This window comes from Georgenia muralis, from assembly GCF_003814705.1.
GTDB lineage: Bacteria > Actinomycetota > Actinomycetes > Actinomycetales > Actinomycetaceae > Georgenia > Georgenia muralis.
Window position 1 is genome coordinate 1,784,701 of the sequence record NZ_RKRA01000001.1, and the last position, 13,268, is coordinate 1,797,968.

The following is a 13,268-nucleotide window of genomic DNA, read 5'->3' on the forward strand; positions in this document are numbered from 1 at the left end:
GGGCGACTAGTGGGGATTCGCAGTCATGAGCACGGAAACACTGGGGACCGGGATCGCCCTCACGCGCATCCTCATCGTTGACGACCACACCACCTTCGCCGAGCTTCTCGCCGGCGCACTCGAGCGAGAACCTGACCTCGCTGGAGTCGGCTGCGCCGCCACGGCCCAGTCCGGCGTCGAGCAGTTCCTCGAGACGGCGCCCGACGTCGTGGTGCTGGACTACCACCTGCCCGACGGCGACGGGCTCGGCGTGGCCGAGCAGATCCTCGCCATGTCCACCACCGCGCGGGTGGTCATGCTCACCGGCGACCCCACTCCCGGCGTCCTCGAGCGGGCCGCCGCTCTGGGGGTCTGCGCGTTCCTGCCCAAGGACGGCTCCCTCGCGACGATGCTCGACACCCTTCGCCACGCCCGTCGCGGCAGCATGGTGGTGCACCCCTCGCTCCTCGCGCAGCTCGGCGCCCGCCGGGCACCGACCGGCGGGGTGCCCGTGCCCACGCTCACCCAGCGCGAGCTCGAGGTGCTCCGGCTCATGGCGACCGGCAAGGACGTCCGCGGCAACGCCAAGGCGCTGGGCATCTCCCTCAACACGTGCCGCGGGTACGTCAAGTCCATCCTCGCCAAGCTGGGGGCGCACTCCCAGCTCGAGGCAGTGGTGACCGCGACGCACATGGGTCTGCTGGCCGGCCGCTGACATGGCCCGGCCCGTCGAGCGCGAGCCGAGGTGGCGAAGGGACGAGAAGGAGGACAGGTCCGAGGTCCGGGCCGCGGTCCAGCACTTCACCGCACTCGGGCTCCTCACATTTCTCGTCGTCACCGTCCCGATCACCTTGTGGCTGCGCCACGAGGCCGAGGTCGAGGCGCTCGACGACGCCGTCGGGATCACCGAGCGGCTCGCCCAGTTCGCCGTGGCGCCCCTCGTCACCGAGTCGCTCCTGGCCGGTGACGCGGACGCGCTCGCCCAGCTCGACCAGCGCCTCGCCCCCTGGCTGGACGACACCCTGCTGCGGGCCAAGCTGTGGGACGAGGAGGGCACGATCGTCTACTCCGACGTCGACGAGCTCATCGGTCAGAACTTCGGTCCGGACCAGTCGGCCCGCGCGATCCTCGACCCCTCCGGCTCCGACGCGACCATCGAGGTGCACGACGACGCCGAGAACGCCTTCGAGACCGAGCACGGCGAGCTCGTGGAGGTCTACGTCGAGGCGTTCACCGACGACGGGCAGCGCCTCATGTTCGAGGGGTACTACGACGGCGCCCTCGTCCGGGACGAGCAGAACCGGGTCGTCCTCGCCACCGCCCCGGCGGTCGTCGCGGCGCTCGCGGTGCTCCAGCTGGCGCTCCTCGTCCCCGCGGTCCAGCTCGCCCGGCGGCTCGAGGGGCACCAGGCGGTGCGGCGACGCCTCCTCCAGCGGGCGGTCGAGGCGTCCGACCTCGAGCGCCGCCGCATCGCCCGTGACCTCCACGACGAGGTCATCCAGGACCTCGCGGGCCTGTCCTACGCGATCGAGGGGGAGGAGCTGCGGAGCGAGCAGGAGCGCAGGCCGCTCCTCACGCGGGCACGCATCATCCTGCAGGACAACGTCCGGGCCCTGCGGGCGATGACCGCCGAGCTCTACCCGCCCGACCTCGACGAGCTCGGCCTGCCCGGCGCACTCAGCCAGCTCGTCCAGCCGCTCCTCGAGCGGGGCATGGTCGTGACCGTCGACCTGCCCGAGGAGTCCGACCTCGACCGGGAGCGCTGCGCGATGCTCTACCGCGTGGCTCGCGAGGCGCTGCGGAACGTCCTCAAGCACTCCGGCGCGGGGAGCGTGACGCTGAGCCTCAGCACGGACCCTGGCCGGGTGGTCCTGCGCGTGGGCGACGACGGAGCCGGCTTCGACCCGCGCGGCGGCGCGGCTGACGGCCACCTCGGGCTGCGGCTCATCCGGGACACGCTGGAAGAGGCGGGCGGGACCCTCGAGGTCCGCTCGGCGCCCGGCGAGGGCACCGAGGTGACCGCGGTGCTCGTCGGTGGTGCCGCGCTAGGTCCGGCTTAGCCGAGCTCGGAGAAGTCGACCGCGCCGTTCTCCGCCAGCCACGAGAGCGGCTCGACCGTGGTGAGGTTCTCGTCGACGTGCACCTCGAAGTGCAGGTGCGGGCCGGTGGAACGGCCGTTGTTGCCGACGCCCGCGATGATCTCGCCGGCCTGGACGGCCTGCCCTTCGCTGACGTAGAGGTCGTCGGCGAACATGTGGTTGTACCAGGTCTCCACCCACTGCCCGTCGACCTCGTGCTCGATGGTGATGAGCATCGAGGACCGGCCGTCCTTGCCGGGGCCGACGTACGTGACGACCCCGTCGGCGACCGAGCGGATGGGCGTGTCCAGCGGAGCCGCCATGTCTGTCCCCGTGTGCATGCCGGCGATGGGGAACGAGCGCATGCCGTAGCCGGAGGTGATGCGGTACGCCCCGGCGTCGAGGGGCATGACGACGGCCGGCTCCGGCGCGGGGGCGGGCTCCGGTGCGGGGGCCGGCTCCGGCTCGGGCTCGGGCTCGGGCTCGACGACCGCGGCGGCCGCGCCGCTCGCCCCGGTGAGGGCCTCCTCGGGCAGCTCGGCTCGCTCGCTGGCGCGTGACGCGGCGGCGACCTCGGCCCGGGCGGAGGCCGCGGGGCTGGCGACGAGCTTCGTCGGGGCCGCGCCGGTGATGGAGGCGGCGGCCTCGCGCGCGTCGAGGAAGTCCAGGATGCTCGCCTGGGCCGAGACCGAGGCGGGGGCGGCGCTCGCCGAGTCCTCCGTCGCGGGGAGACCGCCGACGGGGATGGCGATCGTCAGGACGCCCAGTGCGCCCAGGACGGCGACCCTCGGGGCCATGGTGCGGTTGCGTCGGGAAGGCGCAGCCTCGGCGGCCGGACGCAGATCGCGCCGGCTGGCGGGAGCGACGACGGGTCGGACGATCGTGAGCGTCTGATTGGCGTCCCGGTCGGCCATGAAGGCGCTTCCCCGGGCGGGGGTTGCCCCGGAGGTGCCGTGCTGGGCCGCATCGTCGACGGTGCCGGCCTCGGCCTGCGTGCGAGTCGCCTCGCGGGCCCTCTCGGCCTCACGGATCTGTCGACGGGTCAGGTGCGTGCCGTTCGGCGCAGCACTGCCTTGCATATGTAGCCTCCTCGGACGGCCCCGAGAGAGGCCCAACGTCGATCGCGGCGCACGGGCCCCCTCGCGGCGCCCGACTGAAGATAACGAAACCATAACGGGCTCGAGTTGCGAAAATCTAGCCCCAATGACTGTGGGAGCGGTCACCCGCTCGCCAGGGCCTGTGGACGGCAGTGGCGCCGGGGTCCTGTGGGACCCCGGGGCCGGCACCGCGCTGGGGCCGATCGCCTCGACGCTCGCCTCGGGCCGAAGGTCAAGACGCCGCAGCGGCTGCGCGTTGAGGGCGACCACGGTTCGAGAGCGACATGAGGAGCGGCACCGACCACCATCGGCATGCCGAAGCCCACCGGGGGCGAGGACCCCGGCCGCGAGCGGCACCGCGACGAGGTTGTAGCCGGCGGCCCACCACAGGTTCTGCTTCATCTTGCGGTGGCTCTCCCGGGAGAGGTGGATGACCGAGAGGACCGAGCGGGGGTCGTCGCTGGCGAGGATGACACCGGCGGACGCGATCGCCACGTCCGTGCCCGCCCCGATGGCGATGCCGACGTCGGCCTGGGCGAGGGCGGGGGCGTCGTTGACGCCGTCGCCCACCATGGCCACCGTGCGGCCGCCCCGCTGGAGCTCGGCGACCTTCTCGCTCTTGTTCTCGGGCCGGACCCCGGCGAGGACCTGGTCGACTCCTAGCTCGGCACCCACGGCACGGGCCACGGCCTCGGCGTCGGCCAGCGGCTCGGTGCCCCGCTCCGCCAGCAGGGCCGGTCCGCCGACCTCGATCGTGCGGCCGTCGACGGTGGCCCGGACGCCCAGGCCGGGGACGGCACGCAAGTCCCGGGCGGTCGGCACGGTCAGCGACCGGCTCGAGGCCTCGATCACGACGGCCCGGGCGAGGGGGTGCTCGCTCGCGGTCTCGGCGGCGGCGGCCAGGGCGAGGACGTCGGCCTCGTTCCGTCCGGGTGCCGCGGCGAGGTGGGGCACGGCGGGGCGGCCCTCGGTGAGGGCGGCTCACGGGTCGGGACTCGCCGGTGATCATCGACTCGTCGACGTCGGCGCTGCCCTCGACCACCTCGCCGTCGGCCGGGACGCGCCCGCCGGGGCGGACGATCACGACGTCACCGACCGCGAGCTCGGCGGGGGAGATGGTCACGATGCGGTCGCCGTCGAACCGTTCCGCCTCGTCCGGCAGCAGGGCGGCGAGGCTGTCGAGCGCCGAGGCGGCTGCCGTCCCAGTCGGACGTCGCCGTGGCGACCCTCGACGGCGGTCGGACCGTCGTGACGCTGACGGCCGACGAGGGCGTGCAGCGCTGGGCGATCTCCCCGCAGGCGCTCCTCGAGCACGCCTGCGACGTGGCGGGCCGCAACTTGACGCCGGACAAGTGCGATGACGTCGCAGGCGGGCTCACGCCGGTCGGAGGCCGGGTGCAGCTAGTCGTTCGACCGGTGGAAGTGGTCCGCGAGCACCTGGCGTGCCACCTGCTCGCCGATCTCGGCCCCGTCCTCCACGGCCGAGCGGTAGTGGATGCCGCCCCAGATGCGGGCGTCGCCCACCTCGTACTCCAGGTCCTTGACCTGGGCGAAGTGACGGTCACCGAGGCCCGTGAGGCTGGGGACGGTGAAGTCGATGTTCCGTGTTCCCAGGAAGCCGGCGATCACATCGCCCCCCGCGGGGGTGATGTGGGAGTGCGCGCTCGGGTACTCGGGATGGTTCGGCGCCCCCGGCAGCACGGATGACCACGCCGGGTCGGCGACGGTCCTGCGGTTGGCGTCGGTGTCGCCGGCCCGGATTGCGGTGACGGCCGCCAGAACGCGTAGTGGTACTTGGCGTCGAAGCAGGCGATGAGGGCGTCGGCGTAGGTCACCGAGACCATTCCCATGAACCGTGTGTGATGTCGAGCTCGTGGTCGAGCACGAACGTCCGGAACGAGCCACGGGCCTGCTGCACCGGTGCCTCGGCCCAGAGCCTGGCCGCCAGGGTCTGGTCGGCTGTCCGGGTCGTGCTCGTGCTCGAGCCGACGTCCTTGACCTCGTTGTACTCGCGTGCCCACTGGCGGCTGCGCAGCTCCGGTGGTCCGTCCGGGCGGAACTGGTCGGCGGAGTCGAGGCGGAACGGCACCATGAGGCCGGGGTAGGGACCGATCGCAGGTGAGGGCGCGGTCGGGATCCAGACGCCCGGGACCGGTGGGGTCGGCGGCGTGTAGGTGACCGGCTCCCGGAACCCGTCGTCGTCCCGCAGAGCGATCAGCTGAGCAGCGACGTCCTCGCCGACGGCGATGCCGTCGGACTTCGCCTGGCCGTCGGGGATCAGCTCCAACGACCCGGTGTACGCCGGATCGACGATCGTGGCGGCCTGCGCCGGGAGGTAGTGCACGAGGATGCCACGGGCCGCTGCGGCCACCGCCGCTTCGGCGGAGGCTCTCCTGGGCGCGTCGACCCCGACGGCAAACGGCTCGTAGCCGCCCTCCACCGCCATCACCGAGTCGTAGACCGCGATGGCCACGTAGGGAAGAAGATCGTGTGGCCCTCGGCCGGCGTCAACGCCGCGGCGGTGAACGCCTGGGTGCCGATCGCATCCCGGTGCGTCACGACCGTGGTGGACGGGGCTCGTCACCGGCGACCGCGACGTCGTCGACCCCGACCACGGAGACGGCGGTCATCGCGAGGATGAGGAACCAGACATTCCTCACCCGTCTCCGCACGGCTGGGCCGGGCGGGCTCCTCCGGACGGTCGGCGTGGTCATCTCCTGGCACCCCTGTGCAGTTGCCTGCTGTCACGGTTCGACATCTCGTCCCCTTCTCCGCTCGTCGGTGGACGTGGGGAACTCGACCAGCTCCGGTGGTCGCCTCGCTCGCTGGTGGGCCGACACCGGGTGGTGACGACGGACCCGGTGCTGCGCGACATGACGCCCTCGGGTGCGCCTCCGACACTGGCGCACGATCCCGACAGTCCACTGACGATCGGTCGACAGCCCGTCGACGGAGAGGGAGTCAGGACCGACGGTGCCCGCATCGTCGATACGGCCGCGATGGACGTCCACGTCCTGGGGGCGGTTCCTCCGGATCGACACCCGCTGGAGCCGCCCGCGGCCGGCTCGGTACGCGAGGTCGGCGGGAGGGCAGGCTTCCTACGTGAGAGCAGGTCACCGGCCGTTCCCGTGGCGGAGGATGGGGGATTCGAACCCCCGAGGGCTTGCACCCAACACGCTTTCCAAGCGTGCGCCATAGGCCACTAGGCGAATCCTCCTGGGAAAGACGCCTCGCGGCTGACTTCCGATGGACGAGGATACCTGAACTCGCGCCACTGGCCGAACCGTCCGGGCGCCGAGGACGCAGTGCGACTGGTCACGCCGGGCCGGCCCGACGGGCCGGGTCGCGAGGGCCCCTGGGCACCGCCCGGCGTCCGCTAGACTCTTCGGCGACCCCTCGTGCGGCGTCATCTTGCCGAACTCCCCCAGGGCCGGAAGGCAGCAAGGGTAGGTGAGCTCTGGCGGGTGCACGGGGGGTCCCTTGCGTCCTCCACCGGTGCGGCAGGCAGGTGTGCCGGGTGTGGGTCGGCCCGGCTAGTGTCGACCCGTGACGACCGCGCTGTACCGCCGCTACCGGCCCGAGACCTTCCAGGAGGTCATCGGCCAGGAGCACGTGACCGAACCGCTGATGGCGGCGCTGCGGGCGGACCGCGTCACCCACGCCTACCTCTTCTCCGGCCCCCGTGGCTGCGGCAAGACGACGTCGGCGCGCATCCTCGCCCGCTGCCTCAACTGCGCGCAGGGCCCCACCGACACACCGTGCGGGACGTGCGACTCGTGCGTCGAGCTCGCGCGCTCGGGCTCCGGCTCGCTCGACGTCGTCGAGATTGACGCCGCGAGCCACAACGGCGTCGACGACGCGCGCGAGCTGCGCGAGCGGGCGAGCTTCGCGCCGGCCCGGGACCGGTACAAGATCTTCATCCTCGACGAGGCCCACATGGTCACGCCGCAGGGCTTCAACGCCCTGCTCAAGCTCGTCGAGGAGCCCCCGGAGCACGTGAAGTTCATCTTCGCGACCACCGAGCCGGACAAGGTCATCGGCACGATCCGCTCGCGCACCCACCACTACCCCTTCCGGCTGGTGCCGCCGGACGTCCTCCTCGCCTACCTCGAGGAGCTTGTCACCGCCGAGCGGGTGCAGGTCGGCGGCGGGGTGCTGCCGATGGTCGTGCGGGCCGGCGGCGGCTCGGTGCGCGACACCCTCTCCGTGCTCGACCAGCTCATCGGTGGCGCGCAGGACGGCCGCCTGGAGTACGAGCGTGCCGTGGCCCTCCTCGGCTACACCGACGCTGCACTGCTCGACGACGTCGTGGACGCCATCGCCGCCCGGGACGGCGCGAGCCTGTTCCGGGTGGTCGACCGGGTGATCGGCACAGGCCACGACCCGCGGCGCTTCGTCGAGGACCTCCTGCAGCGTCTGCGCGACCTCGTCGTCATCGCTATGGCGGGGGAGCACGCGGCCGCAGCCCTGCGTGGTGTCCCGGCGGACCAGCTCGAGCGGATGCGCGCCCAGGCCCAGCACCTCGGTGCCGGACAGGTCACGCGGGCCGCCGACCTCACGAACGACGCCCTCACGGAGATGAGTGGGGCGACGTCACCGCGCCTGCAGCTCGAGCTGCTGTGCGCACGCATCCTCCTGCCCGGCGCCGACGCGGGCGACGCCGGGTTCGCCGCCCGGCTCGACCGGCTCGAGCGCGGGGCGCCGGCAGCTACCCCCCTCCCCGCCCCCCTGACCTCAACCGGGCCCGTCGCGACGGTGCCGGTGCCGGCCCCGGCGCAGCCCGGCCCCACCGCCGAGCCCGGCCCGGCGGCACGGCCGTCGACCGCCGGTGCGGCACCGCAGGAACCGGCGCCGTCCGGGACCCGACCCGCGGACGCCGAGCGCGACGTCCGCGCGGACGCCCCGGCCGCACCCGCAGCCCCAACACCCGCCCCAACCGCGCCCGCCCCCACCGCACCGGGCGCTCCCCGGACGCGCACCGAGGCCGAGAACCGCTCCGCGGGGCCTGCCGGCGCTGGGGGCCGGCCCCCCGCCGAGGGTCGTACCGAGGCCCGCGCGCGCGCCGAGGTCCCTGGCGCCGAGGTCCCTGGCGCCGAGGTCCCTGGCGCCGAGGTCCCTGGCGCCGAGGTCCGTGGCGCCGGCGCTGCGGCCGCCGCTGCAGGGACCGGCTCGGCGGACCCGTCGCGGCAGGCCGGTGCGAGCCGTCCCGACGAGGGCCGGTCCGCCCGGGCCGTGGCGCCGCCTGCACCGGTCGCCCCGACGGCACAGGAGAATGAGGCGCCGGACACCGAGATGGTCCGGCACCGCTGGAGCGAGGTCGTCGCCACACTCGCCCGGCTCAAGCGCACCACGTGGGCGCTCGTCTCGCAGAACGCCCAGGTGGGCGACATCTCCGGCGGCGCGCTCCGACTGGTCTTCGACACCGCGGGCCTGGCCACCGCCTTCCGAGGTGGCCCCCACGCCGAGCACGTCCAGCAGGCCCTCGCCGAGACGCTCGGGCTGACGCTCCGGGTCGAGCCGGTCGTCCGGGACGCCCCCCGTGGGCCGCGGGGGTCCACGCCGGCACCGCCCACGCCGTCGCGCCCGGACGCGGTGGACGCGGCCCGCTCGAGCTGGGCGGGTCCGGCGCAGCCCGCGGCGGCTCCCGGCGGCCCGCGGGCCGCGGCGCCGGCCGACGGGACGGTGGCCCACGGCCACGGCCACGGGCCCGCCGGTGGGCAGGCGCCTGACGGTGGCCCCGCGACGAGTGGGCGCGCCCTGGGCACCGGAACCGGTGGTGAGCCCCGGTCGTCCGCGGCGCCCGGGACCGCGGCGCCCGGGACCGCTCCGCCCGGAGCCACGGCTCCCGCAGTCGGGGGTCGCCCCGCCTCCGGTGGACCGGCCGGCGCGTCGACAGCCGCCCCGGCGCCGTCAGCGGCCGACGAGGACTTCCCGCCCGAGCCGCCGGAGGACGACTACGACGCGCCCCCGCCCGAGGACCCCCGGCGTGGTCCGACGGGGGCTCGGCCCGCCACGGCGACGGCCACCCGCGTCCCCACTGCGCGCACGGCCGTGGTCTCTCCAGCCGACGACGTCGCGTCCCTCGATGACCCCGACGCCGAGGGTTCCGGTCTCGTCGGGGCCCCCCTGCTCGCCAAGCTGCTGGGCGGGCGCATCATCGACGAGATCACCCTGAACCCCGAGACGGGTGCGCCGTAGCGTGGCCGGGATGTACGAGGGCGCGGTCCAGGACCTCATCGACGAGCTCGGCCGCCTGCCCGGTGTGGGGCCCAAGAGCGCCCAGCGCATCGCGTTCCACATCCTGTCCTCGGACAAGGACGACGTCGCGCGGCTGGTCGCCGCCCTCACCCAGGTCAAGGACAAGGTCCGGTTCTGCGACATCTGCGGCAACGTCGCGGAGCAGGCGACGTGCCGGATCTGCCAGGACCCGCGGCGCAACCCCACCGTCCTGTGCGTGGTGGAGGAGGCCAAGGACGTCGTCGCGATCGAGCGCACCCGGGAGTTCCGCGGCCGCTACCACGTGCTCGGCGGGGCCATCAACCCCATCGACGGCGTCGGCCCGGACGACCTGCGCATCCGTGAGCTCATGACCCGGCTCGCCAGCGACGAGATCGAGGAGGTCATCCTCGCCACCGACCCGAACATCGAGGGCGAGGCCACCGCCACCTACCTCTCGCGGATGCTGCGGGGCATGGGGATCGCCGTCTCCCGGCTCGCCTCGGGCCTGCCCGTGGGCGGTGACCTGGAGTACGCCGACGAGGTCACGCTCGGCCGGGCCTTCGAGGGGCGTCGCCGGGTCGAGAGCTGACGTGCCCGAGATCGACCTGCTCGCGCTGGCGCTCCTGGTCCTCGCGGGCCTGACCGCCGGCTGGGTGGACGCGGTCGTCGGTGGTGGCGGGCTCATCCAGCTCCCCGCGCTCCTCCTCGTCCCGGGGATCACGCCGGTCCAGGCGCTGGCGACCAACAAGGTCGGCTCGATCATGGGGACGTCGGTCAGTGCGGCGACGTTCTACCGCCGGGTCGGCCCGGACCTGCGCACGGCCGCCCCGATGGCGCTGGCCGCGCTCGTCGCGGCCGTCGGGGGCGCCGCGGCGGCCAGCCGGATCCCCGCCGAGGCCTTCACGCCGATCATCCTGCTCGCGTGCGTGGCCGTCGCGGCCTGGACCTTGGCCCGGCCGAAGGTCGGGCGCACCACGGACCTGCGGTGGGAGGGCAACCGGCACGTCGGGGCCGCGCTCGGCCTCGGGGTCGCGATCGGCGCCTACGACGGCGTCCTGGGCCCGGGCACCGGGAGCTTCCTCGTCATCGCCCTCGTCGGCGTGCTGGGCTACGCGTTCCTGCCGGCGTCCGCAATCGCGAAGATCGTCAACTTCGCCACCAACGCCGGCGCCCTCATCTTCTTCGTCCCGCACGGGGCGGTGATCTGGGGCTTGGGCCTGGCGGTCGGGACCGCCAACCTCCTCGGCGCGTACCTCGGGGCGCGGATGGCGGTGTCCGGCGGCAGCGCCTTCGTCCGGGTCGTGTTCATCGTCGTCGTGTCGCTCCTGGTCGTGCGTCTGGGGTGGCAGACGGTGCAGGATCTGGGGTGAGTCACGGCACTGCTCACCATGCGGATCGGGCGATGACCGGAGCGTGAGACGGCTCTAGACTTGCCCGGAACGCACCGGAGCGCCCCCGACGGGGCGCCCGCCCCGACCCGTCCGGAGACCCAGTGGCCCTCGTCGTGCAGAAGTTCGGCGGCTCGTCCGTCGCCGACGCTGAGAGCATCAAGCGCGTCGCCCGCCGTGTCGTCGAGACCAGGACGGCGGGCAACGACGTCGTCGTCGTCGTCTCGGCCATGGGCGACACCACCGACGACCTCCTCGACCTCGCCGCCCGCGTCACCGACGAGCCGCCCGCGCGCGAGCTGGACATCCTCCTCACCGCCGGGGAGCGCATCTCCATGGCGCTGCTCGCGATGGCCATCAACGAGCTCGGCGTCAAGGCGCGCTCCTACACGGGCCAGCAGGCGGGACTGCGCACCGACACCCGCTACGGGCGCGCCTCGATCGTCGGCGTCGTCCCGGAGCGGATCAACCGGGCGGTCGGCGACGGCCAGGTCGCCATCGTCGCCGGGTTCCAGGGCGTCAACGAGCTCAACGACGTCACCACCCTCGGCCGCGGCGGCTCGGACACCACCGCCGTGGCGCTCGCCGCGGCGCTGCACGCCGACGTGTGCGAGATCTACACCGACGTCGACGGGCTGTTCACCGCCGACCCGCGCATCGTCCCCAGCGCCCGCCAGATCAGCCGGATCACCTACGAGGAGACCCTCGAGCTGGCCGCCCAGGGTGCGAAGATCCTGCACCTGCGCGCCGTGGAGTACGCCCGCCGCTACGGCGTGCCGCTGCACGTGCGCTCCTCGTTCTCGACCAAGGAAGGCACCTGGGTCACCGACACCACCGTCGGCGACCAGGAGGAGGAAGCCATGGAAGCCCCGATCATCTCCGGCGTCGCCCACGACCGCAGCCAGGGCAAGATCACGGTCGTCGGCGTGCCCGACGTCCCCGGCATCGCCGCCCGGCTGTTCGAGATCGTCGCCGCCGCGGACGCCAACATCGACATGATCGTCCAGAACGTCTCCTCCCAGGCGACCGGGCTGACCGACATCTCCTTCACGCTGCCCGAGTCCGACGGCCCCGCCACCCTCCGGGCGATCGAGGCGGCGGCGGACGACCTGCAGTACGCCGAGGTCCGCTACGACGACCAGATCGGCAAGCTCTCGCTCATCGGGGCGGGCATGCGCTCCCACCCGGGCGTCTCGGCCCAGCTCTTCGGTGCGCTGTCGGCCGCCGGCATCAACATCGAGATGATCTCGACCTCGGAGATCCGCATCTCCGTCGTCACCCGCGCCGAGGACCTCGACGTCGCGGTCCGGGCGGTCCACACCGCCTTCGACCTCGACACCGAGGAGTCCGAGGCGGTCGTCTACGGAGGGACCGGCCGATGAGCGTCCAGCAGACCGACGCCGCCCCCACCGCGAGCGGCGCCCGAGCGGGCGTGAGCGTCGCCGTCGTCGGCGCCACCGGGCAGGTCGGTGCCGTCATGCGCACCCTCCTGGCCGAGCGCGGCTTCCCCGCCGCGACCGTGCGGTTCTTCTCCTCCGCCCGCTCGGCGGGGAAGGTCCTGCCGTGGCAGGACGGCGAGGTCGTCGTCGAGGACGTCGCGACGGCGGACCTCACCGGCATCGACATCGCGATCTTCTCCGCCGGGGCCACCGCCTCGCGCGAGCACGCCCCCCGGTTCGCCGCCGCCGGCGCCGTCGTCGTGGACAACTCCTCCGCCTGGCGCAAGGACCCCGACGTCCCGCTGGTCGTCTCCGAGGTCAACCCGCACGCGCTGGCGCAGCGCCCGAGGGGCATCATCGCCAACCCCAACTGCACGACGATGGCCGCGATGCCGATCCTCAAGGTGCTCGACGCCGAGGCCGGCCTGCGCCGCCTCGTCGTCTCCACCTACCAGGCGGTCTCCGGGTCCGGCCTCGCCGGGGTCCGCGAGCTCGAGGGCCAGGTCCGCGCCGCCGTCGAGCAGGACATCTCCGCCCTGGCGCTGGACGGCTCCGCCGTGACCATGCCGGCGCCGGAGAAGTACGTCGCACCGATAGCGTTCGACGTCGTCGCCCTCGCCGGGTCCCTCGTGGACGACGGCTCCGGGGAGACGGACGAGGAGCAGAAGCTGCGCAACGAGTCCCGCAAGATCCTCGAGCTCCCCGACCTCGCGGTCGCGGGGACCTGCGTGCGGGTGCCGGTCTTCACCGGCCACGCGCTGTCGATCAACGCCGAGTTCGCGCGGCCGATCACCGCGGCGCGCGCCACGGAGCTGCTCGCCACGGCCCCCGGGGTCGAGCTCTCCGACGTCCCGACACCGCTGCAGGCGGCGGGCGCAGACCCCAGCTTCGTCGGACGGATCCGCGAGGACCGGTCCGTGCCGGACGGTCGCGGCCTGGCGATGTTCGTGGCCAACGACAACCTGCGCAAGGGCGCCGCGCTCAACACGGTGCAGATCGCCGAGCTGCTGGCCCAGGAGATCCTGACCCGCTGACTCGCTGACCCGCTGACCCGCTGACCCGCTGACC

At 73.6% G+C, this 13,268-nt stretch carries 10 protein-coding genes, 1 tRNA gene, 1 other RNA gene and 1 pseudogene; 8 read left to right on the forward strand and 5 right to left on the reverse strand.

Annotated features, from left to right (window positions below; genetic code table 11):
* Positions 1-25: 25 nt before the first annotated feature.
* Complete coding sequence (locus EDD32_RS07895; RefSeq protein WP_123916442.1) at positions 26-694, forward strand: response regulator transcription factor; 669 nt, start codon at positions 26-28, stop codon at positions 692-694.
* 1 nt (position 695) lies between these two features.
* The gene (locus EDD32_RS07900; RefSeq protein ID WP_123916444.1) at positions 696-2,039 is read left to right on the forward strand and encodes a sensor histidine kinase; all 1,344 of its coding nucleotides are present in this window, start codon (positions 696-698) and stop codon (positions 2,037-2,039) included.
* Here the strand turns inward: EDD32_RS07900 and EDD32_RS19905 are convergent.
* The 5 genes and pseudogenes from EDD32_RS19905 to EDD32_RS07925 all read right to left on the reverse strand — a co-directional run bounded on the left by EDD32_RS19905 (position 2,036) and on the right by EDD32_RS07925 (position 6,371).
* Positions 2,036-3,229 carry a peptidoglycan DD-metalloendopeptidase family protein gene (locus EDD32_RS19905; RefSeq protein WP_123920340.1) on the reverse strand — a complete coding sequence of 398 codons (1,194 nt, stop codon included), beginning with the start codon at positions 3,227-3,229 and terminating at the stop codon, positions 2,036-2,038. The two genes, EDD32_RS07900 and EDD32_RS19905, sit on opposite strands and share 4 nt — an antisense overlap.
* 126 nt (positions 3,230-3,355) lie before the next feature.
* Positions 3,356-4,343 (reverse strand): annotated as a pseudogene (locus EDD32_RS07910) (HAD-IC family P-type ATPase); the annotation flags it as partial.
* A 212-nt stretch (positions 4,344-4,555) separates the two neighbouring features.
* A complete protein-coding gene (locus tag EDD32_RS07915; RefSeq protein ID WP_123916446.1) occupies positions 4,556-4,783 on the reverse strand; it encodes a phosphatase PAP2 family protein in 228 nt (75 codons plus the stop codon).
* Positions 4,784-4,985: 202 nt separating this feature from the next.
* A complete protein-coding gene (locus EDD32_RS07920; RefSeq protein ID WP_123916448.1) occupies positions 4,986-5,627 on the reverse strand; it encodes a phosphatase PAP2 family protein in 642 nt (213 codons plus the stop codon).
* Positions 5,628-6,283: 656 nt separating this feature from the next.
* Positions 6,284-6,371: transfer RNA gene (locus EDD32_RS07925), tRNA-Ser, on the reverse strand.
* 170 nt (positions 6,372-6,541) lie between these two features.
* Between EDD32_RS07925 and ffs the strand changes: the two genes are divergently transcribed.
* From ffs to EDD32_RS07955, 6 genes are all read left to right on the forward strand, one after another.
* Positions 6,542-6,638, forward strand: an RNA gene (ffs, locus tag EDD32_RS07930) — signal recognition particle sRNA small type.
* Between the two features lie 62 nt (positions 6,639-6,700).
* Positions 6,701-9,352, forward strand: coding sequence for a DNA polymerase III subunit gamma and tau (locus EDD32_RS07935; protein ID WP_123916450.1), 2,652 nt, complete (start codon positions 6,701-6,703; stop codon positions 9,350-9,352).
* A gap of 10 nt (positions 9,353-9,362) precedes the next feature.
* On the forward strand, positions 9,363-9,962 hold the full coding sequence (gene recR, locus EDD32_RS07940; protein ID WP_123916452.1) for a recombination mediator RecR: 600 nt from the start codon (positions 9,363-9,365) through the stop codon (positions 9,960-9,962).
* A 1-nt stretch (position 9,963) separates the two neighbouring features.
* Positions 9,964-10,743 carry a TSUP family transporter gene (locus tag EDD32_RS07945; protein WP_123916454.1) on the forward strand — a complete coding sequence of 260 codons (780 nt, stop codon included), beginning with the start codon at positions 9,964-9,966 and terminating at the stop codon, positions 10,741-10,743.
* Between the two features lie 122 nt (positions 10,744-10,865).
* A complete protein-coding gene (locus EDD32_RS07950) occupies positions 10,866-12,143 on the forward strand; it encodes an aspartate kinase (protein ID WP_123916456.1) in 1,278 nt (425 codons plus the stop codon).
* Complete coding sequence (locus EDD32_RS07955) at positions 12,140-13,234, forward strand: aspartate-semialdehyde dehydrogenase (protein ID WP_123916458.1); 1,095 nt, start codon at positions 12,140-12,142, stop codon at positions 13,232-13,234. Before EDD32_RS07950 ends, EDD32_RS07955 begins: the two co-directional genes overlap by 4 nt.
* Positions 13,235-13,268: the final 34 nt, after the last annotated feature.